The organism is Halomonas sp. KG2, from assembly GCA_030440445.1.
In the GTDB taxonomy this organism is placed as follows: Bacteria; Pseudomonadota; Gammaproteobacteria; order Pseudomonadales; family Halomonadaceae; genus Vreelandella.
Window position 1 is genome coordinate 2,735,381 of the sequence record CP098528.1, and the last position, 19,667, is coordinate 2,755,047.

The following is a 19,667-nucleotide window of genomic DNA, read 5'->3' on the forward strand; positions in this document are numbered from 1 at the left end:
CCTTCGAGACGCCCTCGTCATTCCCGCAGGCCCTTAGCGGGAATCCATGTTGACCTGGGATTCTGGGCTGCTGCAGGTCAAGGTCAAGATGGATTCCCGATAACCCCACTCGGGAATGACAGTGCGGTAGCTGGCATTAGCCGATGGGCTGGTTTTTTTGTTATTCAACAGGGCTTGGCCAGCGCTCACTAATCTCAACGCCGCAAAATCACCAGCCAACGGCCAAGGTTCATCACGCTGGCCAGCGAAGCAGCAACGTAGGTGAACGCGCAGGCGGTAAGCACATGGCGAGCGCCGGGCATGTCATAGGGCGGCACGTACTCTTTAAGCAGTGGCAGTGCACGGTTAAAGCTGGCATCGAACTCAACGGGTAGCGTCACTAGGTGCACCAGCGCGGCGGTACCAAAACTAATGACGGCCATGGCGATAACCGCTGCCAGCCCACCGGGCAGCCTTGTGAGCACAAACAGAAATGGTGCAGCCACCATTAAAATAGCGCCCAGCTTTTCTGCCTTTTGCGCTACTTGAACCAAACGGCTTCTGGCTAGCAGAGGCGCGTAGCCTTCATGGTGCTGAATGGCGTGCCCAACCTCGTGGGCAGCAACGGTCACCGCCGTCAGCGAGCGGCCATCATAGTGGTCGGGAGTCAGGCGCACGCAGCGCGACTCCGGGTCGTAATGATCGCCAAACTCGGTACGCTCTACCCTCACGCCTTCTACACCTAAACGACGTAGCAGATGCTCGGCAAGCTCCGCGCCGGTACCCGGATAGTCATCCCGTCCACGGGTGTGGCGTTTCAATACCCATTTTGCCCATAGGTTAGGCAGAACAAAAATGGCCAGCGCCAATACGATTAACACAATGACCATGATCACACTCACCGCTGATTAAGAACCTAAATTAACGACCCGCTAACCCGTGTTTAGTTTTACCATGAGCACAAAATAGGCGCACTCACCTACAACTATTCAGGATCATTGTGATGCGCGTCTACATCCCGTTGTACCGCTTGCAGCCCTCTGGCAGAAATATCGCCTTTAGAGTAGGCATGTTTGGCAATCAAAATACTGTCAGCGGCGAGTACTAATTCGCAATCAGTATGGGCAAGTTCATCCCGTAAACGCTGAATCGCCTCTTCCCGTTGAGGGTCTTTATCAACCCGACGAATATAGATCGCTTTGATTCGTGTGGGGTATGCCTTTACTACCTCGGTATAAACCTCTGGGTCGTGCTGGCCGCTGTCACCAATCAAAATACAGGGCATATCGTGATAGAGCGCTAACATGCGGTCGATCAAATCACGCTTGTGCGCTTCGGCCCGCCGAGGCCACGGACGGCGCAGAGAAATCCCCCACTCGCGTAGAAACAGAATGGGCCCGACGGGTATGCGATTGAGTTGAAAGAAGGTTTCCAACATCTCATAGATTGCCCAGGGCCCTCGGGAAACATACAAAATAGGCCGTTCAGCTTTCTCAGTTTCTCCTCGATACAATGCCTGATAAAGCGATGCCACCCCAGGAAAAGCCGTGCGTCGATGCGGCTTACGGACAAACAAGCGATACAGCATTTTGAGTTTTTCAGCGACGCCGGTGAACATGACGGTGTCATCAATATCACTGATCACCAACAGATCTGCTTCGGGAGGCGGCACGTAAACTTCGACGCTGGTGCGGATTGGCGGGTGGCCGTCAGCATGAACCATGATATCGGCACGATGCCAGGAAACATCAACCGGTAATGCAGTACTGATCGGCAAGTGGGCGTCAAAGTAACCGTCGCGGTCAGTCGTTAGACACAGCTGATTATCGCCAATGCGTATATCCACTTTGGCATTCGCGAGGCCGCGACGAAAGATACGCCGAGCAACATCCGCAGTATCCCGCAACATACCTCGCCGAGGTATCGCCCTACCTAACGCGGCCTGACGAAACACGCGCCCCATCACAAACACCTCTTGCTGGGAACCATAACCACGGTAGGGGTGCACCATCATCCCCCCATGACCGCTGTCGCGCTTCATCGGCTGTGCCACCACGTGAGCCAACCGTTTGGCAAAACTTATCCACGGTTGATACCACGCCATTACTGGCACCCACACGAAAAACACTCAGCCACGTCATCGGCAACCGCTATATTTTGCGTCATTCCCAACATTGTTCACTTCCTGTGATGGCTCTGTTAAATAGCTAAACGGTCACCAGTGTGGCGTAATGGCGGGTGTCCCTCAACCGCCAAAAGCCATATTGCTAAGCGTTGTACAACACTTCTCCCAAGCCGCTCACGTTATAGCCTTGCAAAGCCCCCGCCCGCTGGATAAAACGCTCCTGGCGAGTAAATGAGATAAGCGCCTGAACCGCTGGTTCGAAGTAACTTCGGCGGTGCATTACCAAGTCAAAAGATTCTTCAATTAGCGGTATAAAGTGTAGGTGTTGACGACGGGCTGCAGCTTCGACCCCAAGTCCAACGTCCGCTTCACCTTGAGCAATGGAAAGGGCTAAATCATCTTCGCTCAACGAAACGTTAGCTGCCCAATTGAGTGTGTTCGGTTCAATCGCTGACCGCTGTAGCAGGCAACGCAGTAACTGAGCCGCACCTGCATCAGGCTGACGGTGGGCAAGCGTAACCTTCTGGCGAGAAATATCACTGAGCGTTTGAATGCCCAGTGGATTTCCCGGCGCCACTAGCAACCCCTGCTGGCGCTTCGCCCAATGCAGCACGATTAAGTCCCGCACCCCCCCCAGCCCTAGTGCCGCTGGCTCGTTATAGCGCCCGGATTCAAAGTTGAGTAAGTGAATACCCGCCAGCAGCGCTTTTCCTTCCATCAAGCGGCGCAGGCCATCACCACTGCCGTGGCACAGTGAAGCCAAATCACTGCCGCTTTCGCGAACCGCCCACTCCAACAGTGGATCTTGGCTACCCGCCACTATCAACGGCAGCGGTGAACGCAACGCTTGGTCACCTTCTAAATGGCTAAGCACCCACATATCGATATGCTGACGAGGAAAGAGCAATTTTCCGGTAGCGCGGCTGCAAGGTATCTGCCCCTGGCGCACCAAGTCATACACTTTTCGCTCTTTTAAGCGCAGGTAGTCGGCCACCTCTGCCGTGGTGAGGAATTCCCTTAACATGTTCATACGCCTCGCCATTTACTGCATATAGCTGCATATATTTCAGACCACAGTGCATTACATCAAGTTTGCGTACATGATGCTAGTAATGCGCCTCAAAGTAATTGAAGTCACATGATGTCGGTTGTTAAAAACGATGCTGAATAACAAAAATGAGGGTGCGAACGGCAATGTCCCCAAGTGAGAACCCTTTTTACACAGCGTTTGCCTTGATTCTGGGAATGGATCAGGGGCTAATCGATATCGTGACGCTGTCACTGCAGGTGTCGCTGCTTGCAGTACTGCTTGCTTGTGTACTGGCATTACCACTAGGCGCTGCACTCGCTCTTTGGCGCTTCCCTGGCCGCAATGCGTTGATTGTGCTGCTCAATGCGCTCATGGGCCTTCCCCCAGTGGTCGCTGGGCTATGTGTCTATCTGCTGCTTTCTCGCGCAGGGCCACTAGGTCAGTTTGGGCTGCTGTTTACGCCAACGGCCATGGTGATTGCACAAGTCATTTTAGTATTCCCGATTATTGCCGCGCTTACTCGCCAGCAAGTAGAGACACTGCATAACGAGTATGCCGAACAGCTGCGCTCTCTTGGCCTGAAGCAGCTACGGATGATGCCTACTCTACTGTGGGACGCACGTTTCGGACTATTAACCGTGATACTCGCAGGCTTTGGCCGCGCTAGCGCTGAAGTCGGTGCGGTGATGATTGTCGGTGGCAATATCGATGGCGTCACCCGCGTAATGACTACCAGCATTGTGTTGGAAACCAGTAAAGGCAACCTCCCCCTCGCGCTGGGATTAGGCATCGTGCTGCTTAGCCTTGTAACGCTGATTAATGCATTGGCTCACACGATCAGTGAAACGGCCAAGAGGCGATTGGGATGAACGCGTCTATTTTTCCACCAGCGAGTTTCCCCCAGTCTCTTATGACGACCGTGCCTACGCTACATTTTGAGCAGGTCAGTTTTGAGCATCGCGGCCATCGTTTACTCGCCCCCACCACGCTGACACTCTCAGGCTGCCAGCGCACACTTATTATGGGTCCCAACGGTGCAGGAAAGAGCCTGTTAATGCGTTTGGCACACGGCCTGCTCACCCCCAGTAGTGGGCACGTTAGCTGGCAGGGAGAGCCACCGGCCCAAGCCATGGTGTTTCAGCGCCCGGTGCTACTGCGACGCTCGGCAATCGATAATTTGACCTATGCCCTGGCAGTTAGCGGAGTGCCACGTCGGCAGCGCAAGCACATGGCCCAGCAGGCACTCGAAAAATTTGGCTTAGTCGCGCTTGCCAAGCGTCCTGCCCGGGTGCTCTCCGGCGGCGAACAGCAGCGCCTTGCGCTTGCTCGTGCCTGGCTACTTAACCCTGCCGTGCTGTTCTTAGATGAGCCTACATCTGCTCTAGACCCTGCTGCTATCAAGGCGGTTGAAGATGCGGTAAATGAATTTCACCAGAACGGCACGCGCATCATTATGACCACCCACGACCTGCATCAAGCACGCCGCCTAGCTGATGAGGTGGTGTTTATGTATAGCGGCCAAGTGCTAGAGCACACGCAGGCCCAAGACTTTTTTAACACGCCAGCTTCCACGCAAGCGGGAGCCTTTATTCGCGGCGAACTTGTTTGGTAACCCCAGGAGCAACCCTATGAAAAAAACCACAATATTGACTACCGCTAGCTTACTAACCTCAGGATTAGTAGGCCTCTCGTGGAGTGCCTCACTGCTCGCTAACGATGATTTCATCACCTTAGCGTCAACCACCTCCACTGAAAACTCAGGGCTATTTGACGCGATTATTCCTACCTTCACCGACACCACGGGCATTGATGTGCGTGTGGTCGCCGTAGGGACAGGACAAGCATTTGAGATTGCCCGCCGAGGAGATGCCGATAGCCTGCTGGTGCATGACACGGCGGGCGAAGAGCAGTTTGTCGCCGATGGCTACGCCAGCGAGCGCCTGGACGTCATGTATAACGACTTTGTGATTGTCGGTCCCAGCGATGACCCTGCAGATGTGAGCAGTAGTACCAATGTCACCGAGGCTTTTTCACGTATCGCGGAAAGCGAATCACCCTTTGCATCCCGAGGAGATGATAGCGGCACCAACCGTGCCGAACTGCGTGTATGGGAAGGTGCAGAGGTGACCCCTCAAGGTGAGTGGTATCGCGAGTTAGGTAGCGGCATGGGGCCAACTCTAAACACCGCTGCAGGTATGAACGCCTACACATTCACTGACCGTGCAACCTGGGTAGCGTTTGAAAACCCGCAAGACTTAACGCTGTTATTTGAAGGCGACGATGCGCTGTTTAATCAGTACGGCACTCTGCTGCTTTCTGAACAGCAACACCCGCACTTGAAGCATGATTTAGCGGCCCAGTGGCACCAGTGGCTGGTGTCTGAAGAAGGACAGCAAGCGATTGCCGATTTTGACGTCAACGGCCAACAGCTGTTTTTCCCTAACGCGCAGTCTTCGTCTAACACACAGTAGCGCTGCTCCTTACGTAAAAGCCGCCTTGGTCAATGACCAAGGCGGCTTTTTGGTTCAGCTCACGCACCTGCTACCAGTACCTACTAACAGTACTTGCTAACAGACCCTGTTAACGCAGCAAGTCGCGCACATCCTTCGCTTCCCAGTGCGGAAAATGCTTACGCACTAGCGCGTTAAAATCACGCTCAAAGGCTGCCCAATCAGTAGCGCCACTGACCTGCTCGCGGGCATCGGCTGTTCCGCGAATCATGCCAGCGCCAACCGTTACGTTGGTCAGTCTGTCGATGATGATAAAGCTACCAGTACCAGGGCTGGTTCGATAATCATCCACTGGAATCGCGGCTGTTAACTCTACCTCACAGCGAGCAATCGCGTTTAACCCCAGCGAGTCAGTGGCGTGTCTTTCAAGTGTATTAACGTCAATCTGGTACTCGATGGCACTTACCTGCCCAGATAGATCTCGGGTGGCGAGCTTAAAGTCATACAGTTTTCCCGGCGCCAGTGCATCTTCATGCATCCATACAATATCCGCCATGAACGCATTAGAAAGCGGTAAGTCGGCGTCGGCACTAACAATCCAATCACCGCGGGAAATATCAATCTCATCTTCCAGGGTGACGGTTATTGCTTGGCCTGGATAAGCGGCGCTTAAGTCGCCGTCAAACGTCACAATGCGCTCAACCCGTGACGTTTTACCCGATGGCAGCGCCTTTACTTCCTGGCCTGGGTGCAGAATACCTGCCGCTAATGTGCCGCAATAACCGCGAAAATCCAGATTCGGGCGATTAACGTACTGTACCGGCAAACGTAAATCAGTGAGGTTTTGGTCACGACTGATTTCGACACTTTCCAGCAGCTCAATCAGCGTTTTACCTTCATAATCCGTACCGAAATACCAAGGCGTCTGATCACTTGGGTTGACGACGTTGTCGCCGTTGAGTGCCGACATGGGGACAAAGCGAATATCCGGTGCGCTAAGGTTGGTGGCAAACGCGCGGTACTCGTCAACAATCTCGTTGAAGCGCTGCTCAGAGAACTCCACCAAATCCATTTTGTTTACCGCAATCACCAAGTGTTGAATACCCAGCAAATCGGCAATAAAGCTATGGCGACGAGTTTGGGTCTGCACCCCATAACGGGCATCAATCAAAATAATCGCCAAGCTGGCCGTTGAAGCGCCCGTGGCCATATTTCGGGTGTACTGCTCATGTCCTGGGGTATCCGCAATGATGAACTTACGCTTTTCGGTGGAGAAAAAGCGATAAGCAACATCAATGGTAATGCCCTGTTCTCGCTCTGACTGCAAACCATCTACCAACAGCGCCAAATCAACCGTATCACCGGTCGTGCCACTGGTTTTAGACGCTTGGGTAATTGCCGCCAGTTGATCTTCAAAGATCATTTTAGAGTCGTGCAGCAGTCGCCCGATCAGCGTAGATTTGCCGTCATCAACACTGCCGCAGGTAATAAAGCGCAGCAGGTCTTTGTTTTCGTGCTCGTGAAGGTACTGCTCGATATTGTCAGCAATTAAATTGGATTGATGAGCCATTAGACCTACTCCTTAAAAATAGCCTTCGCGCTTTTTCTTCTCCATCGAACCGACCTGGTCACGATCAATGGCACGGCCACTACGCTCACTGGTTTTGGTCAACAGCATCTCTTGAATAATCTCGGGCAGTGTCGCTGCCGTTGATTCCACCGCACCGGTCAGTGGATAACAGCCCAGCGTTCTGAAGCGCACAAACTTCTCTTCAGGCACTTCATCGGGTGCCAAAGGCAAGCGATCATCGTCAACCATAACCTGCATGCCATCACGCTCAACCACAGGACGCTTGGCGGCGAAGTAAAGTGGCACAATCGGAATCGACTCAAGATAGATGTACTGCCAGATATCCAGCTCGGTCCAATTCGAAAGTGGGAAGACGCGAATTGACTCGCCCTTGTTAACGTTGGCGTTATACACATTCCAAAGCTCAGGGCGCTGACTCTTTGGATCCCAGCGGTGGTATTTATCGCGGAAGGAGTAGACACGCTCTTTAGCGCGCGAGGCTTCCTCATCACGCCGTGCGCCGCCGAAAGCCGCATCAAAGCCATGCTTATCCAGCGCTTGCTTCAACGCTTGGGTTTTCATGATGTCGGTATATTTCGCACTACCGTGGTCGAAGGGGTTGATATTGGCAGCCCGCCCCTCCTCATTGGTATGCACAATCAGCTCCATTCCCGCTTCTTCTGCCATGCGGTTACGAAACTCGATCATTTCACGAAACTTCCAGGTGGTGTCCACATGCATCAACGGGAATGGCGGTGTCCCCGGGTAGAAGGCTTTGCGCGCCAAGTGCAGCATCACCGAGGAGTCTTTACCGATGGAGTACATCATGACCGGGTTACTAAACTCAGCGGCGACTTCCCGGATAATATGTATCGATTCAGCTTCTAGCTGCTTTAGATGGGTCAAACGTGCCGCGTCAGGTGTGGCAGACACCTCACGCTGGGACGCTGACGGCGCAGAAAACTGGTTCATTACCTACTCCCTCATAAAACGGTGCTTGCACGTGCAAACGCTATTTTCCGACTAACGGCAATGTTGCCGAAAGACGGTTATTTGAGGATAGGGTAACGCCGAGCCAATAATAACCCAAAAGAATTAATAACTATCTTTTTATATCTTTATTGCCTAACAGTGTCATCACAGGCACACACTATACGACAACACGCTCAATCCAGGTCTGCCAATCACTGCCATGAAGATCAATGATTCGATAGCCGGGTCGAGATGCTTCATCAATCGCAAACTGCTCAGCGCCGGGTAAGAACTGGTCTGCGATGGCAGGACAACCATACACGTCAATCTTGCCATCCGCGGTACGGTGCGACTGGGCATAGGCTTGGTGGGCATGACCAAACAGGATGATTTTAACCTGAGGGTGGCGGTTTAACAGTTGCCAAAACGCCTCGCGATCTTGAAGGCCAATAGCGTCCATCCACACAGCGCCCACATCAACGGGGGGATGATGCATCACAATCAAGGTTGGACGACCATCTTCTTCTAGGCGCTCAGCCAGTGCGTTTAAGCGCTCAGCGCCCAATTCACCATGCGGCTGGCCTTCCACATGGGTATCCAACAGCAATAATCGCCATTGAGCCAGGTCGACTTCCTCCACCAGCGGGTGCTCCGCTTGCATAAAGGCAAGCTGATCGTGATTGCCAGGAATCCAGAACCATGGGCACGGCAATGATGCCAGCGCTTGGCATGCCAACGCATAAGAGGCAGCCGTTTCATCTTGGCTTACATCACCGCTAAATACGACGATGTCGGGCCGCTCAGCGATCACTGCTTCCAGCACACGCTCAAACTGCTGCCACGGAATTCCCGCCCGTGAGCGAGCCGCCTTATCGGCATGCAGGTGCGAATCAGTTATCTGAACCAGCCGCATCAGGGTAACTCCGGCATATCACAGGCATGGCCATGGGCTAAGCCATGCGCCAGCCACTCACCTAGAAAGCGATTCAGCTGCAGCTTCTCATCTGGCTGGTGCATTCTGGCATTCGGATAGCGATAGCGACCACTAAAGTGGCGCTCACGCTGAAAATCAGTCACTTCTGCCATACGTACATCATGGTAGAGATGGACACGCATTCTGGGGCCTTCAATAACCGCATCCAGCGGCCCACTCTGGGTCACTTCCACCATCGTGGTATAGGGCGCCTGCTCCAGAATCTTAAGATGTAAATCGCCGAAATGCTGGTCATCGCCATGCAGCGCGATATCACGTCGCTGGCCACTTTCCATATCACCTACCAAACGAAGCATGCGCATATAGTTGGCGCTACACTCGCCCTGCAGGGACTTTAAATCGGTGACATAGGCAGTTCTAGCCATGTTCACTCCTTTTCAGATTCGCTTGGCATTGTCGCTGCTCGATGAGAAGCAGCACGCAGCGAAGCGCGCTGGCTCGCTAACCAATGTAGCCCAATCAAACACATGGCGTTATCGAGTCTTCCCTGTTCCAGGAGTTCCCATGCTGTCGGAAAAGCCACCACATGAACACGGATATCTTCGTGCTCATCATCCAGGCCATGAATCCCCCCCATACCCTGGGTATCGACTAAACCACAAAATAGCGTCACGCGTTCGTTACACGCCCCTGGGCTTGGATAATAAGTATGCAATTTAGTCAGCACGCCAACCTGGCAGCCAGACTCTTCCATGGCTTCGCGGCGGGCAACATCTTCAAGGGACTCGTCTTTATCTGCCAGTCCCGCCACTAACTCTAACTTCCAAGGGGAAAGCGGATCGTCAATCGCGCCAGCACGAAACTGTTCAACAAGTACTAATGCGTCACGAGCAGGGTCGTAAAGCAGCACGCCAACAGCATCAAAGCGGTTATGCACCTCACGCCGCATCGTGCCGCTCCAGCCACCTTCAAACAGACGATGACGCAGTTCTAAGGCTTCCAAACGGAAAAACCCCTGATAAAGGGTCTCTCGCTGAATAAGCTCGACATCGTCTCGGCCTAACTGAGGCGGCGCTGACGCATCGGGCACTAATGAATTAGGGCTAGATGCCATGAAGCACTCCCAGTGTTAACAATCGTTCTATTATCAATGCTTACCACTGGGAATGCCAATGCGCCTATCAACCTTAGCGTTTCTATCAACCTTAGCGTTTCTATCAACCTTAGTGTTTCTATCAACCTTAGTGTTTCTATCAACCTTAGCGCTAGGCGCCTTGGCTAACAGTCTACAGCTCGCCGAGTAATACCTCGGCATCCCGGCGCAGTGCTTCATCAGATTTTTGACGAGTCTCGCGTGCAGTACCATTCACCGCGCGCTGGGCATGCTCACGAGCAGCTTGGGTATTACCTTCTTCTTTCAAGAACGCCGCGTAGTAATAGTTCACATCAATACCGTCTGGGCGAATCTCTAGCGCGCGCTGAAACATGCGCTCAGCGGTATCGCTGTTGCCAAAGCCTAATGGCCTGCCTGGGGCGCGGTCGTATAGCGCTCCTAGCGTGACATAAGCCGAACCATTACCGCCTTGTGGGTCGATTTCAATGGCCCGCTCCAGCACATCGCGGGCATCGCCCGCGGTGCCTAATGCACCAAGCCCGCCGCGTTCACGTGCATAGGAAGCCAGCACGATGCCTTGCCAGATTAATACTTCCGCTTGATCAGGGTGTTGGCTAGCCAGTTGCTCAGCCTCACTGGCCAGCGCTTTAAGCGTGCTCTCGCGCTCGTTAGCTGGCATCTCAGTGACGGTGTGTTCCCAACGATTTTTTAGCGAGAACACATCGCTTTCATAAGCCGACACGCTTAATGGGGCTAACGCTAAGGCGCTACCTAACGCCGCTGCAATGAGTAAACGAGAAAAAGGGGGTGTGCGCATAATAAGCTCCTGGTTTATTTTTGTGCTTTCTAACAAGTAATACGTTTGGTTTTGGGGTCTGATATCCCCCACACCCATAATGTAACGAACGTTTGAATGAATCGCCAATAAATAAGCGCTTTGTTAACCACACTGCCATTAGCGTAAGCTGGTGCTCTTTGAGGAGGTGAAAAACGCAATGAAAGGCCGAAATATGACGCGCTGGCGCGATCCAGCGAAAGACCCGCGCCAACAACCTAAGAGCAACCTGATCACAGCAGAGGGTGCGGCTCGCCTGCGCGCTGTCCTGGACCATCTATCGCGAGTTAAACGCCCCGCCATTTCGGCCAAAGTCGGCGAAGCGGCCGCCCAGGGTGACCGCAGTGAAAATGCCGATTACACCTATAACAAGAAAGAGTTAAACCGCGTTATTGCGCGTATTGGCTACCTAACAAAACGGTTGGACGAACTGCAGATTGTTGATCGTCTGCCCGCTGACACCAGCAAGGTTTTTTTCGGCGCGTACGTAGATTTGCAAGATGAAAGCGGAGAGCAGGTTCATCTTAGAATTGTTGGCCACGACGAAATCGATACCAAAAAGCGCTGGATCAGTATCGATGCTCCCATGGCCAAAGCACTGCTCGGGAAAGAAGTAGACGACGATATCACGGTACTCACACCCAATGGCGAGACGTTCTACTCCATCACGGCGATCCGTTATCCGGGCATGAAATCACCGTCTACTTGAGGCGCTAAGGACTACTCTTCTAACGAGTAATCTACCGTAGTAACGACTCTGATTCGTTTGATATGGGGTGTATAGCTATCGAGATCTTCAATGGAAAAGTAGCCCTGGGTCGCTTGGCGTATTCCCCCAACACCACTACCAGAATCTTCGGCAAACTGCTGGGCTGCATTGCGTGCATCAGCCGTCGCTTCAGCAATCATTTCAGGCTTAATCGCGTCTAGGCCAGTAAACAAAAACTCAGTGCGGTATTCATAGCTAGGCGACAACAGCACGCCTTGACGTACCAAAGCAGTGGCTTGGGGCACCGCCTCTATCACCCCACTAACATTATCAGTACGTAGCAGCAACGTAGCCTCAGCGCGATAGCGCTCGTCGGGGCGTTCGCCACCATACATATTGCTAAATTGATCAGTGATACGTGGTGGCGTTACGCTGACGTTGCCCATATCGAAACCACGGGCGTCCAGAAATTGGCGAATCAACTGCTCATTGCTGGAAAGTTGCTGCTCTAAGTCAGAAAGCGAATTGGCATTAACAGTATAGTTAAGTGGCCATAGCACCATATCCGCCGCCACTTCGCGCTCGGCCAAGCCACGTACGGTGACACTGCGTGAAGACTGCTGCCAAACCTCAGCAGCCCCTTTGAAGTAACTGCCTCCCCACACGAGCCCCAGCGCCAGCAAACTGCCCAAGATCAACGCACTGCCAATAACGGCCGTCGTACGAACGCTTCCTGTCATTTCCATCTCCTTTACACGTAAAGCCGAAACGCGGCTTACTATTGGCATCATAGACGCAAATAGTCGTCTCAGCAGTGGCGCTTGCTATTTAGCGGCTCGATACACTTTAAAGCGCCGATTATCTGCCAAGGTCTCAAAACCACCGAAGGTGCTTTCCAGCACATCAGGGTATGGAAGAAAGGCATTCGCCACTAACACAAGCTGCCCCTTGGCCGATAAATGATTGGGCGCTTCTGAAATAAGGCGTGCGCTAGGGCTATAGGTAATCTCTCGTTCCTGGTGAAACGGAGGGTTACTCACTATCAGATCAAACTGCTGACCTTCAAGCGCTGAATAAACGTCGCTCTCAAGCACCCGACCACTAAGCTGGTTGGCTGCTAGCGTTCGGCGGCACGCTTCCACTGCAAACGCACTGACATCCACAGTGGTGACCTGATGGCCTCGCGCTGCAAGCCAAGCACTAATAATGCCGTCGCCACAGCCCACATCCAGCACGTTGAGCGGCTTTTTGGGCAAGCTAGTCGCTATGCTTTCGAGCATTAAACGCGTGCCTTCATCAACCTTGCCGTGACCAAAGACGCCAGGATGACTCACCAGTTTTAAATCCAGCGCTTCAAAGGTTTGCCACGCATTATCTGGCTGCCCCATCGCTACCGTGCGCGTAGCAAACAACGAGCAACGACGAGCGTTATCAAGCTTATCGCAGCGCATGCCCAACTCACTCAATATCTTAGGCACGCGCTTGATGCCTCCCTGATGCTCACCGACAACATCAAGCGGAGTATTTTCAGGCAACACGTGACATAGCCATGTTAGCCACCAGATTCCCAGTTGATGAGCCTTCGGCCAAAACAGCACCACCTGCCCAGCCTGCTGAATAAAGGGGGCATCAAACGGGCTAGCGGCTGCTGTACCGCCGGATGCCCAGTGTTCACGCAGCGCCACATCCCCACTTATCATTGCCGTAGAATGGGCTTGCAACCAGGCATCAGCAGGCGGCGCAACAGGCCATAAGTTAGCCGATTGGCCATAGAAACGTTCAAGAAGTTGGCAAGCCGGCAGTTGCGCGCTCATACATAAGCCTCGGGTTTGGTGAAGGTATAAAGTAAATAGCGTCCTAGCCGCCAGTGAGGATCTTGGCGGCAATACTGCTTTTCGAGCGCCAGCAGCGTTGCCTGATCACTCTCCTCTGCAGAGGGATGGCGTAAATAATCCTGAAAAATTCGTATCCCGGCAACGGAATCCATGAGCAGGCCGTTATTCGCTGCCCACTGGCACACTTCGTCGTGGGTGACCGGTGAGATAGGCGTTAACCGCTGTCGCTTACCTTTACCCTCAAGCTGGTCGCTAAGCGCTTTTTTTAAGTTACCTTTGATGACGTTGGAAAAGCGCAACGCATCGCGGTTAAACACCATCAAACTTAACTGCCCGCCAGGGGCAAGCAGACTAGCCAGCGTTTGCACGGCCTGCTCAGGCTCTCCTAGCCACTCAAGCACAGCGTGACAGGTGATGAGCGGCCAAGGCCCTGGCGCTTGCTGCGGCAGCGACTGAAGTGGCGCGGCAAGATAGCGAAGCTGTTCTGGTGGCCAAGCACCTGCAGCACGTCGCTCGTCATGCCATGCGTTTGCATGAGTCAACATATCCTGGGAAGGCTCTGCCATGGTGACCGCGTGCCCACGCTCAGCAAACCACCCCGAGAGTTGTCCTAAACCACCACCAACATCAAGTACTGGCTGTGCCGTCAGGCGCAGCATTTGCGGCAGCAAATAATCCAGCATCGCCAGTCGCAGCTCGCCACGGGGCGCTTGGTAAAGCGAACGGGAGAACTTATCGACCAGGCCATCGAAATAGCGATCTCCCGCCTGAGTTAGCTCATAGCCTTTTGCAATATGGCTGTTTGAAATATGACTTGTTGATGTATTAAGGGGATGCATGCATGGCGCCAAGCGTTGACTCAAAGTCGCGTAGTTTAACCTGCCTGAGAGCAGAAGGCTTGCTCCGATAGTGGAGACGACGAGGGTTAAGTGTCGATGCCAAGCCATACCACGAGTATTGTCTTTCAGATCGAAAACAGCTAACTTGGGAACGTTCCCATTTATTTAAGAAACACGCCACTTATGCCGTCATCTCGGGCCACCCTCATCGAAGTTGCCAAATTAGCGGGTACATCCAAAACCAGTGTCTCACGTTATTTCGGTTCAGAACGCGAACGACTAACCCCCAAGCTCCAATCACAGATTGAACAGGCAGCTAACACATTGGGCTATCAGCCCAATCTCATGGCGCGTGGTTTAAAAGGCGGAGGCTCACGGCTGCTGGGAATGCTAGTGGCTGATATACGTAACCCTTTTTCTGTTGCCGCTGTGCATGGCGTGGAGCAGGCCGCACGAGCCCATGGCTATTCGCTGATTGTGTGTAATACCGATAACGACCCAGAGCAAGAACAAACGCAACTAGCATCGCTAGCCGCCTACCAAGTGGAAGGCCTGATTATCAATGCGGCGGGGCAACCTGAATCTCAGCTGCAAGCATTAATGCACAGCGGTATTCCGCTGGTGCTGCTTGATCGCGAAATTCGCCAGCTCGATGCCGAGGTTATTGGGCTCGATAACACCCAAGCGATTGATATGGCACTGGATCACTTAGTCCAACAAGGCTATCGCTCAGTGCTTTATGTAAGTGAAGCGCCTGAACATGCCAGCGCTCGACAAGAACGGCTGAGACGATTTAAGCAGCAAGTAAAAACCCTAGGCCTGGACAACCAGACGCTAGTGCTAAGCAGCCTAGATGAACATTCAGCCATACCAACATTAACCGAGTTTACCCAGCGGCCTGCCAGCGCTCCCAAGGCAGTATTGTGCGCCAATGGCAACGTAACGCTCGCGATGGTGCGCAGCTTTCAGCACCTTGCCCTCACGATGGGATCAATCGGCTTACTAGGCATTGATGAGTTGGAGTGGTGTGAACTCGTGTCGCCAGGCATCACCACCCTTGCCCAGCCAACCGATGCGATTGGTCAAGCCGCCGTCGCCTGCCTGCTTAATCAGCTTCCCCAGCACGCAGGCAAGCTCGCCGTGCAAGCCCGACACTCACCAACGCTAATTGCCCGGGGTAGCACCATCCCCTAAGGACAGCCCTTACCTGCAGCGTTGCGAGACTCCGTACAACTGACACCTCGAAATGGTATCGTTCCCAATCAGCAGCAAAACGAGTGAGACGCCCTATGACACAGTCTGATTCTGCACCCAAAATACTGACCTTCGGCGAAGCCATGGCCATGTTTGTCGCCGATGCCCCCGGCCCTCTTGCAGACATTGAGCACTTTCATCGCCGTTTGGCGGGTGCCGATAATAATGTCGCGATAGGCCTCTCTAGGCTGGGCTTTCAGGTCTGCTGGCTAAGCCGAGTGGGCAATGACAGTTTCGGCCAATTCATTCGCAAAGCACTGGAAGCTGAGCACATCGATAGCCAGCATATTCACACTGACTCACAGCGCCCCACAGGGCTGCTCTTTAAAGAGCGTGCACAGGACGGCGCTGACCCACGAGTTGAATATTTCAGACAAGGCAGTGCCGCAAGCCATCTCTCTATCGAGGATGCTAAGAATGTCGACTTTCAGGCGCTTACCCACCTACACGCAACAGGCATTACCCCAGCCTTATCTGAAAGTGCTTGCCAGCTTACCCGTCATTTAATGAAACAGGCGCGTGCTCATGGGGCAAGCATTTCCTTTGACCCCAATCTGCGTCCGTCACTTTGGCCCAACGAGAACGTCATGCGCACTACCTTAAATGAACTTGCCAGCCGTGCCGATTGGGTATTGCCAGGGCTGGCCGAAGGGCGCTTGCTCACTGGCTGCGAATCGCCTGAAGCAATTGCCGACTTCTATCTGGCGCGCGGTGTTAAGGCTGTCATTATTAAACTGGGGCCAGAAGGTAGCTACTATCGCGGCAACATCAACGGCTCACTTGAAAGTTATTTGGTTCCTGGTCAACCAGTCGCTGAAGTAGTCGATACCGTTGGCGCAGGCGATGGCTTCGCAGTGGGCGCGATTAGCGCCTTATTAGATGGTCTTACGCCTCAGCAGGCATTGAACCGCGGCAACTTGGTGGGCGCCCAGGCCGTTCAAGTAGTGGGCGATATGGAAGGATTACCTAGCCGCCAACAGCTGCAGGCGCTAGAACAACGCTAAGCCACTAGCATTCGCAAACACCAGCCAAGCGACAGGAGGCAGCATGAAAAAGAGCGTCATCGTACTAGGGCGGCTCAGCTCATCTCAATGGGCGGAACTTGAACAGCACGCCCAGTTAGTTGGGCTATCCAAACCATTAGACCTCACTCAACAAGACGTGCTTTCCAACCTAGCGCAAGCGCATGGCATTATCGGCTCCGGCTTGGCAATCACCCCTCAGTTGCTGGACGCAGCGCCCAACTTGAAAGTCATCGCGACCGTCTCTGTTGGCTATGACAACATCCCCGTTGAGGAACTGACCCAGCGCGGCATTATGCTGTGTAACACGCCTGATGTGCTTACCGAAACCACCGCCGATACAGGCTTTGCCCTGATCATGGCCACGGCGCGCCGGGTAGTTGAATTAGCCGAGTGGGTCAAAGCGGACAAATGGCAGGCCAGCATTGGCCCCGCACTATTTGGTAGCGATGTGCATGGCAAAACCCTCGGCATGGTGGGATTTGGGCGTATTGGTCAGGCTGTCGCCAGGCGCGGAGCTTTGGGTTTTGGTATGCGGGTGCTTTACTCCAATGCATCGCACAAGCCTGCCCTTGAAAAGGAGCTGGGTGCGCAGCGCCGCGAACTCAACGAGCTGTTGGCCCAGGCCGATTTCGTCTGTGTTACCGTGCCTCTCACCGCCGACACCGAACATTTGCTTGGTGCGAATGAGTTCGCGCTGATGAAGCCCTCCGCCATCTTCATCAATATCGCTCGGGGCAAAGTCGTCGACGAAAACGCGTTAATAGACGCCTTGAAAAACGGCGTTATTCAAGCAGCCGGGCTGGATGTATTTGAGCAGGAGCCGCTCCCCTCCTCGTCACCGCTACCGAAGATGCCCAATGTGGTCGCACTGCCGCATATCGGCTCTGCCACCCATGAAACCCGCGACGCCATGGCCCAGCGGGCGGTGGATAATATTTGCTTGGCACTTCAGGGTGAACGCCCTATCAGCCTGGTCAACGAGGAAGCATATCGATGAGTGCTGTTAACACCACGTCTACACCTCTCTGCTTACTGTTCGACTGCGATGGCACCCTGGTGGATAGCGAAGTACTACTTGCCGAGGTGATGGGTGAAATCCTTCCCGAATTTCACCTACCCTTCTCAGCACAGCAATATATGGATGAATTTCGCGGGGTACGTTTCCTGACAATCGTGCAAACGCTGGAACGTCGTTTTCAGACATTGGAAAACAGCAAGCTTTCTCAGCTTGAGGCAGACATGCGGACACGTATGGAAACCCGCATGCGTGCTGAGCTGGTGGCGATACCGGGTATGCCCGCCGCATTGGAGCAGTTAAGCAGCCACCCCAAAGCGGTGGTGTCTAATGGCCCCGAACCCAAAATTCGCTGTGCGCTGGAAAGCACCGAGCTAAGCCACCATTTTGGCGACAGGCTGTTTAGCGCCTATACCTTAAACGTCTGGAAACCCAACCCTGAACTGTATCGCCAAGCCGCCGCCGCAATGGGCCACTCACCCCAACAGTGCGTGGTGATTGATGATGCGGCGGTGGGAGTGGAAGCAGGGTTGGCAGCAGGCATGCACGTCATTCACCTAAACCACTTCCCTAACGAGGAAGTTACCCCCGAGGGTGCCATTGGTATTCAACACGCCCATGAACTGCCCGCCGCTATTGCGCGCTTAGCCGCGTAAGCGACGTCGCGGCGAGCGATCATAGAGCCTCTTTTAAAAGTAGGTGGCCAAACGCTCTTTAACGTTTAACTGGTCATCCACTAACAGCAGTTGGCGCCATTTATCAAAGGTTAAGCAGGGATGAGAGGCGCCAAACGCGACGATATCACCGACTTCGACATCCAGAGCTTCTTCGGGTAGGCGCACAAAAGTGTGCTGATCCATAATTTTCGTCACTTCCCAACCAGTCACAGGCAATGGCTGCGAGGGGCTACCTGCTTCCCGGAAACGACGCAGGGCAATCGGTAACTGGTCATGACCAATATCACGCTTACCGAGCGCCACAATGGCAAGCCCAGGTTCGGGAAGCGACTGCACCTGGGCAAACACTTCCAGAGCAGGCTCAAGCCCCTGCTGTAAATCCGGTCGGCGGTCTAATACCGCTGACTGCGCTTCACGATAAAGCCCATGATCGTGGACGACATAACACCCAGGCCGTAGCACGGGGGTAAATAGACCCTGCAGCGGTGCACCCTCAAAGACTTCTGCAATCACGTCATACCAAGCAGAACCTGAGGCCGTTACGATCGGGTTTTCTTCCGCAAAGCGGCCAGCCGCTTCAAGCTCTACCGCTACATCCACCAGATATTGAGCATAAACACGAATACCCGCTTCGGGGTTATCCCCGTGAACCACACCTTCATAGCCTTCTAGCCCCACCAGTGAAAGCGCTGGCTCATCAGCAATTGCCTCCGCCAGCGAAAGAATCTGCTGCTTATTGCGGCAGCCGCAACGCCCCCCAGTGACCCCTACCTCAATAAGTAGCGCCAAATTCAAATCACGCTCAGCAAAGAAACGCCCGAGCTGACGCACGTTTTCCTGACTATCGACCACACAGTAAAACGTCGCGCCCTGCTCAATCAGGCTGGCGATGATGGCCATATTGGCCTGACCAACTAGTTGGTTCGCCATCAATATCCGAGTGACACCATTGGTGAAGGCCGCGCGACACTGGGGTGCAGTGGCAAGCGTGATACCCCACGCCCCCGCCTGGAGCTGTCGATGGAAAAGCGCGGGCGTCATGGTGGTTTTGCCATGGGGCGCCAAGTGAGCGCCATGAGCCTCAGCGAATCGTTGCATCCACGCTACGTTATGAGCCAGTGGGCCTTCATGCACCACGGCAGTAGGCAGGCTGACACCTGATAGCAGGTTTGATCCCAATTCCTCACCGCCTTTATCCATTACCAATGGCATTGTCTGCATTCGCCCATTTCCTCTTTTGTAAAAAAACATCAATGTTAGATATTTTCACAACTATTGACTTCAAGTTAGAAACTAACATACTT

At 53.6% G+C, this 19,667-nt stretch carries 21 protein-coding genes; 8 read left to right on the forward strand and 13 right to left on the reverse strand.

What is annotated here, in order from left to right:
• Positions 1 to 194: 194 nt before the first annotated feature.
• The 3 genes from NDQ72_12845 to NDQ72_12855 all read right to left on the reverse strand — a co-directional run bounded on the left by NDQ72_12845 (position 195) and on the right by NDQ72_12855 (position 3,134).
• Positions 195 to 869: a zinc metallopeptidase gene (locus NDQ72_12845; protein WKD26953.1), complete on the reverse strand. Its 675-nt coding sequence runs from the start codon at positions 867 to 869 to the stop codon at positions 195 to 197.
• A gap of 95 nt (positions 870 to 964) precedes the next feature.
• The gene (locus NDQ72_12850) at positions 965 to 2,083 is read right to left on the reverse strand and encodes a DUF2183 domain-containing protein (protein WKD26954.1); all 1,119 of its coding nucleotides are present in this window, start codon (positions 2,081 to 2,083) and stop codon (positions 965 to 967) included.
• 163 nt (positions 2,084 to 2,246) lie between these two features.
• On the reverse strand, positions 2,247 to 3,134 hold the full coding sequence (locus tag NDQ72_12855; protein WKD26955.1) for a helix-turn-helix transcriptional regulator: 888 nt from the start codon (positions 3,132 to 3,134) through the stop codon (positions 2,247 to 2,249).
• 164 nt (positions 3,135 to 3,298) lie between these two features.
• On the opposite strand from NDQ72_12855, the gene NDQ72_12860 reads away from it, so the two are divergent.
• The 3 genes from NDQ72_12860 to NDQ72_12870 are packed head-to-tail and all read left to right on the forward strand — an operon-like array spanning position 3,299 to position 5,605.
• On the forward strand, positions 3,299 to 4,003 hold the full coding sequence (locus NDQ72_12860; protein WKD26956.1) for an ABC transporter permease: 705 nt from the start codon (positions 3,299 to 3,301) through the stop codon (positions 4,001 to 4,003).
• Positions 4,000 to 4,746, forward strand: a complete 747-nt coding sequence (locus NDQ72_12865; GenBank protein WKD26957.1) for an ATP-binding cassette domain-containing protein — start codon at positions 4,000 to 4,002, stop codon at positions 4,744 to 4,746. Before NDQ72_12860 ends, NDQ72_12865 begins: the two co-directional genes overlap by 4 nt.
• Before the next feature lie 16 nt (positions 4,747 to 4,762).
• A complete protein-coding gene (locus NDQ72_12870) occupies positions 4,763 to 5,605 on the forward strand; it encodes a substrate-binding domain-containing protein (protein ID WKD26958.1) in 843 nt (280 codons plus the stop codon).
• 109 nt (positions 5,606 to 5,714) lie between these two features.
• On the opposite strand, the gene cysN is transcribed toward NDQ72_12870, so the two are convergent.
• The 6 genes from cysN to NDQ72_12900 form a co-directional block, all read right to left on the reverse strand.
• Positions 5,715 to 7,154: a sulfate adenylyltransferase subunit CysN gene (gene cysN, locus NDQ72_12875; GenBank protein WKD26959.1), complete on the reverse strand. Its 1,440-nt coding sequence runs from the start codon at positions 7,152 to 7,154 to the stop codon at positions 5,715 to 5,717.
• Positions 7,155 to 7,166: 12 nt separating this feature from the next.
• Positions 7,167 to 8,126: a sulfate adenylyltransferase subunit CysD gene (gene cysD, locus NDQ72_12880; GenBank protein WKD26960.1), complete on the reverse strand. Its 960-nt coding sequence runs from the start codon at positions 8,124 to 8,126 to the stop codon at positions 7,167 to 7,169.
• A gap of 178 nt (positions 8,127 to 8,304) precedes the next feature.
• Complete coding sequence (locus NDQ72_12885) at positions 8,305 to 9,039, reverse strand: phosphodiesterase (protein ID WKD26961.1); 735 nt, start codon at positions 9,037 to 9,039, stop codon at positions 8,305 to 8,307.
• Positions 9,039 to 9,485 carry a DUF1249 domain-containing protein gene (locus NDQ72_12890; protein WKD26962.1) on the reverse strand — a complete coding sequence of 149 codons (447 nt, stop codon included), beginning with the start codon at positions 9,483 to 9,485 and terminating at the stop codon, positions 9,039 to 9,041. Before NDQ72_12890 ends, NDQ72_12885 begins: the two co-directional genes overlap by 1 nt.
• Positions 9,486 to 9,487: 2 nt before the next feature.
• Positions 9,488 to 10,174: an NUDIX domain-containing protein gene (locus tag NDQ72_12895; protein WKD26963.1), complete on the reverse strand. Its 687-nt coding sequence runs from the start codon at positions 10,172 to 10,174 to the stop codon at positions 9,488 to 9,490.
• Between the two features lie 172 nt (positions 10,175 to 10,346).
• The gene (locus tag NDQ72_12900; protein WKD26964.1) at positions 10,347 to 10,991 is read right to left on the reverse strand and encodes a hypothetical protein; all 645 of its coding nucleotides are present in this window, start codon (positions 10,989 to 10,991) and stop codon (positions 10,347 to 10,349) included.
• Positions 10,992 to 11,169: 178 nt separating this feature from the next.
• On the opposite strand from NDQ72_12900, the gene greB reads away from it, so the two are divergent.
• Entirely contained in the window at positions 11,170 to 11,718 is a 549-nt protein-coding gene (gene greB / locus NDQ72_12905) for a transcription elongation factor GreB (GenBank protein WKD26965.1), read from the forward strand.
• Positions 11,719 to 11,729: 11 nt separating this feature from the next.
• Here greB and NDQ72_12910 read toward each other — a convergent pair whose 3' ends face one another.
• The 3 genes from NDQ72_12910 to NDQ72_12920 all read right to left on the reverse strand — a co-directional run bounded on the left by NDQ72_12910 (position 11,730) and on the right by NDQ72_12920 (position 14,392).
• Positions 11,730 to 12,458 carry an SIMPL domain-containing protein gene (locus NDQ72_12910; GenBank protein WKD26966.1) on the reverse strand — a complete coding sequence of 243 codons (729 nt, stop codon included), beginning with the start codon at positions 12,456 to 12,458 and terminating at the stop codon, positions 11,730 to 11,732.
• Between the two features lie 84 nt (positions 12,459 to 12,542).
• Complete coding sequence (locus NDQ72_12915) at positions 12,543 to 13,532, reverse strand: methyltransferase (GenBank protein WKD26967.1); 990 nt, start codon at positions 13,530 to 13,532, stop codon at positions 12,543 to 12,545.
• On the reverse strand, positions 13,529 to 14,392 hold the full coding sequence (locus NDQ72_12920) for a methyltransferase domain-containing protein (protein ID WKD26968.1): 864 nt from the start codon (positions 14,390 to 14,392) through the stop codon (positions 13,529 to 13,531). Before NDQ72_12920 ends, NDQ72_12915 begins: the two co-directional genes overlap by 4 nt.
• Before the next feature lie 183 nt (positions 14,393 to 14,575).
• On the opposite strand from NDQ72_12920, the gene NDQ72_12925 reads away from it, so the two are divergent.
• From NDQ72_12925 to NDQ72_12940, 4 genes are all read left to right on the forward strand, one after another.
• Positions 14,576 to 15,586, forward strand: a complete 1,011-nt coding sequence (locus NDQ72_12925) for a substrate-binding domain-containing protein (protein ID WKD26969.1) — start codon at positions 14,576 to 14,578, stop codon at positions 15,584 to 15,586.
• Between the two features lie 95 nt (positions 15,587 to 15,681).
• Complete coding sequence (locus tag NDQ72_12930; GenBank protein ID WKD26970.1) at positions 15,682 to 16,650, forward strand: sugar kinase; 969 nt, start codon at positions 15,682 to 15,684, stop codon at positions 16,648 to 16,650.
• Positions 16,651 to 16,693: 43 nt separating this feature from the next.
• Positions 16,694 to 17,668: a D-glycerate dehydrogenase gene (locus tag NDQ72_12935; GenBank protein WKD26971.1), complete on the forward strand. Its 975-nt coding sequence runs from the start codon at positions 16,694 to 16,696 to the stop codon at positions 17,666 to 17,668.
• On the forward strand, positions 17,665 to 18,342 hold the full coding sequence (locus NDQ72_12940) for an HAD-IA family hydrolase (GenBank protein WKD26972.1): 678 nt from the start codon (positions 17,665 to 17,667) through the stop codon (positions 18,340 to 18,342). The genes NDQ72_12935 and NDQ72_12940 overlap by 4 nt, the downstream gene beginning before the upstream one ends.
• Positions 18,343 to 18,375: 33 nt before the next feature.
• Here NDQ72_12940 and NDQ72_12945 read toward each other — a convergent pair whose 3' ends face one another.
• Entirely contained in the window at positions 18,376 to 19,584 is a 1,209-nt protein-coding gene (locus NDQ72_12945; GenBank protein WKD26973.1) for an amino acid deaminase, read from the reverse strand.
• Between the last annotated feature and the right edge of the window lie 83 nt (positions 19,585 to 19,667).

Coding starts and splice junctions, on each gene's coding strand:
- NDQ72_12845 (WKD26953.1), bottom strand. CDS start 869: ATGGTCATTGTGTTAATCGTATTGGCGCTGGCCATTTTTGTTCTGCCT.
- NDQ72_12850 (WKD26954.1), bottom strand. CDS start 2,083: ATGGCGTGGTATCAACCGTGGATAAGTTTTGCCAAACGGTTGGCTCAC.
- NDQ72_12855 (WKD26955.1), bottom strand. CDS start 3,134: ATGAACATGTTAAGGGAATTCCTCACCACGGCAGAGGTGGCCGACTAC.
- NDQ72_12860 (WKD26956.1), top strand. CDS start 3,299: ATGTCCCCAAGTGAGAACCCTTTTTACACAGCGTTTGCCTTGATTCTG.
- NDQ72_12865 (WKD26957.1), top strand. CDS start 4,000: ATGAACGCGTCTATTTTTCCACCAGCGAGTTTCCCCCAGTCTCTTATG.
- NDQ72_12870 (WKD26958.1), top strand. CDS start 4,763: ATGAAAAAAACCACAATATTGACTACCGCTAGCTTACTAACCTCAGGA.
- cysN (WKD26959.1), bottom strand. CDS start 7,154: ATGGCTCATCAATCCAATTTAATTGCTGACAATATCGAGCAGTACCTT.
- cysD (WKD26960.1), bottom strand. CDS start 8,126: ATGAACCAGTTTTCTGCGCCGTCAGCGTCCCAGCGTGAGGTGTCTGCC.
- NDQ72_12885 (WKD26961.1), bottom strand. CDS start 9,039: ATGCGGCTGGTTCAGATAACTGATTCGCACCTGCATGCCGATAAGGCG.
- NDQ72_12890 (WKD26962.1), bottom strand. CDS start 9,485: ATGGCTAGAACTGCCTATGTCACCGATTTAAAGTCCCTGCAGGGCGAG.
- NDQ72_12895 (WKD26963.1), bottom strand. CDS start 10,174: ATGGCATCTAGCCCTAATTCATTAGTGCCCGATGCGTCAGCGCCGCCT.
- NDQ72_12900 (WKD26964.1), bottom strand. CDS start 10,991: ATGCGCACACCCCCTTTTTCTCGTTTACTCATTGCAGCGGCGTTAGGT.
- greB (WKD26965.1), top strand. CDS start 11,170: ATGAAAGGCCGAAATATGACGCGCTGGCGCGATCCAGCGAAAGACCCG.
- NDQ72_12910 (WKD26966.1), bottom strand. CDS start 12,458: ATGACAGGAAGCGTTCGTACGACGGCCGTTATTGGCAGTGCGTTGATC.
- NDQ72_12915 (WKD26967.1), bottom strand. CDS start 13,532: ATGAGCGCGCAACTGCCGGCTTGCCAACTTCTTGAACGTTTCTATGGC.
- NDQ72_12920 (WKD26968.1), bottom strand. CDS start 14,392: ATGCATCCCCTTAATACATCAACAAGTCATATTTCAAACAGCCATATT.
- NDQ72_12925 (WKD26969.1), top strand. CDS start 14,576: ATGCCGTCATCTCGGGCCACCCTCATCGAAGTTGCCAAATTAGCGGGT.
- NDQ72_12930 (WKD26970.1), top strand. CDS start 15,682: ATGACACAGTCTGATTCTGCACCCAAAATACTGACCTTCGGCGAAGCC.
- NDQ72_12935 (WKD26971.1), top strand. CDS start 16,694: ATGAAAAAGAGCGTCATCGTACTAGGGCGGCTCAGCTCATCTCAATGG.
- NDQ72_12940 (WKD26972.1), top strand. CDS start 17,665: ATGAGTGCTGTTAACACCACGTCTACACCTCTCTGCTTACTGTTCGAC.
- NDQ72_12945 (WKD26973.1), bottom strand. CDS start 19,584: ATGCAGACAATGCCATTGGTAATGGATAAAGGCGGTGAGGAATTGGGA.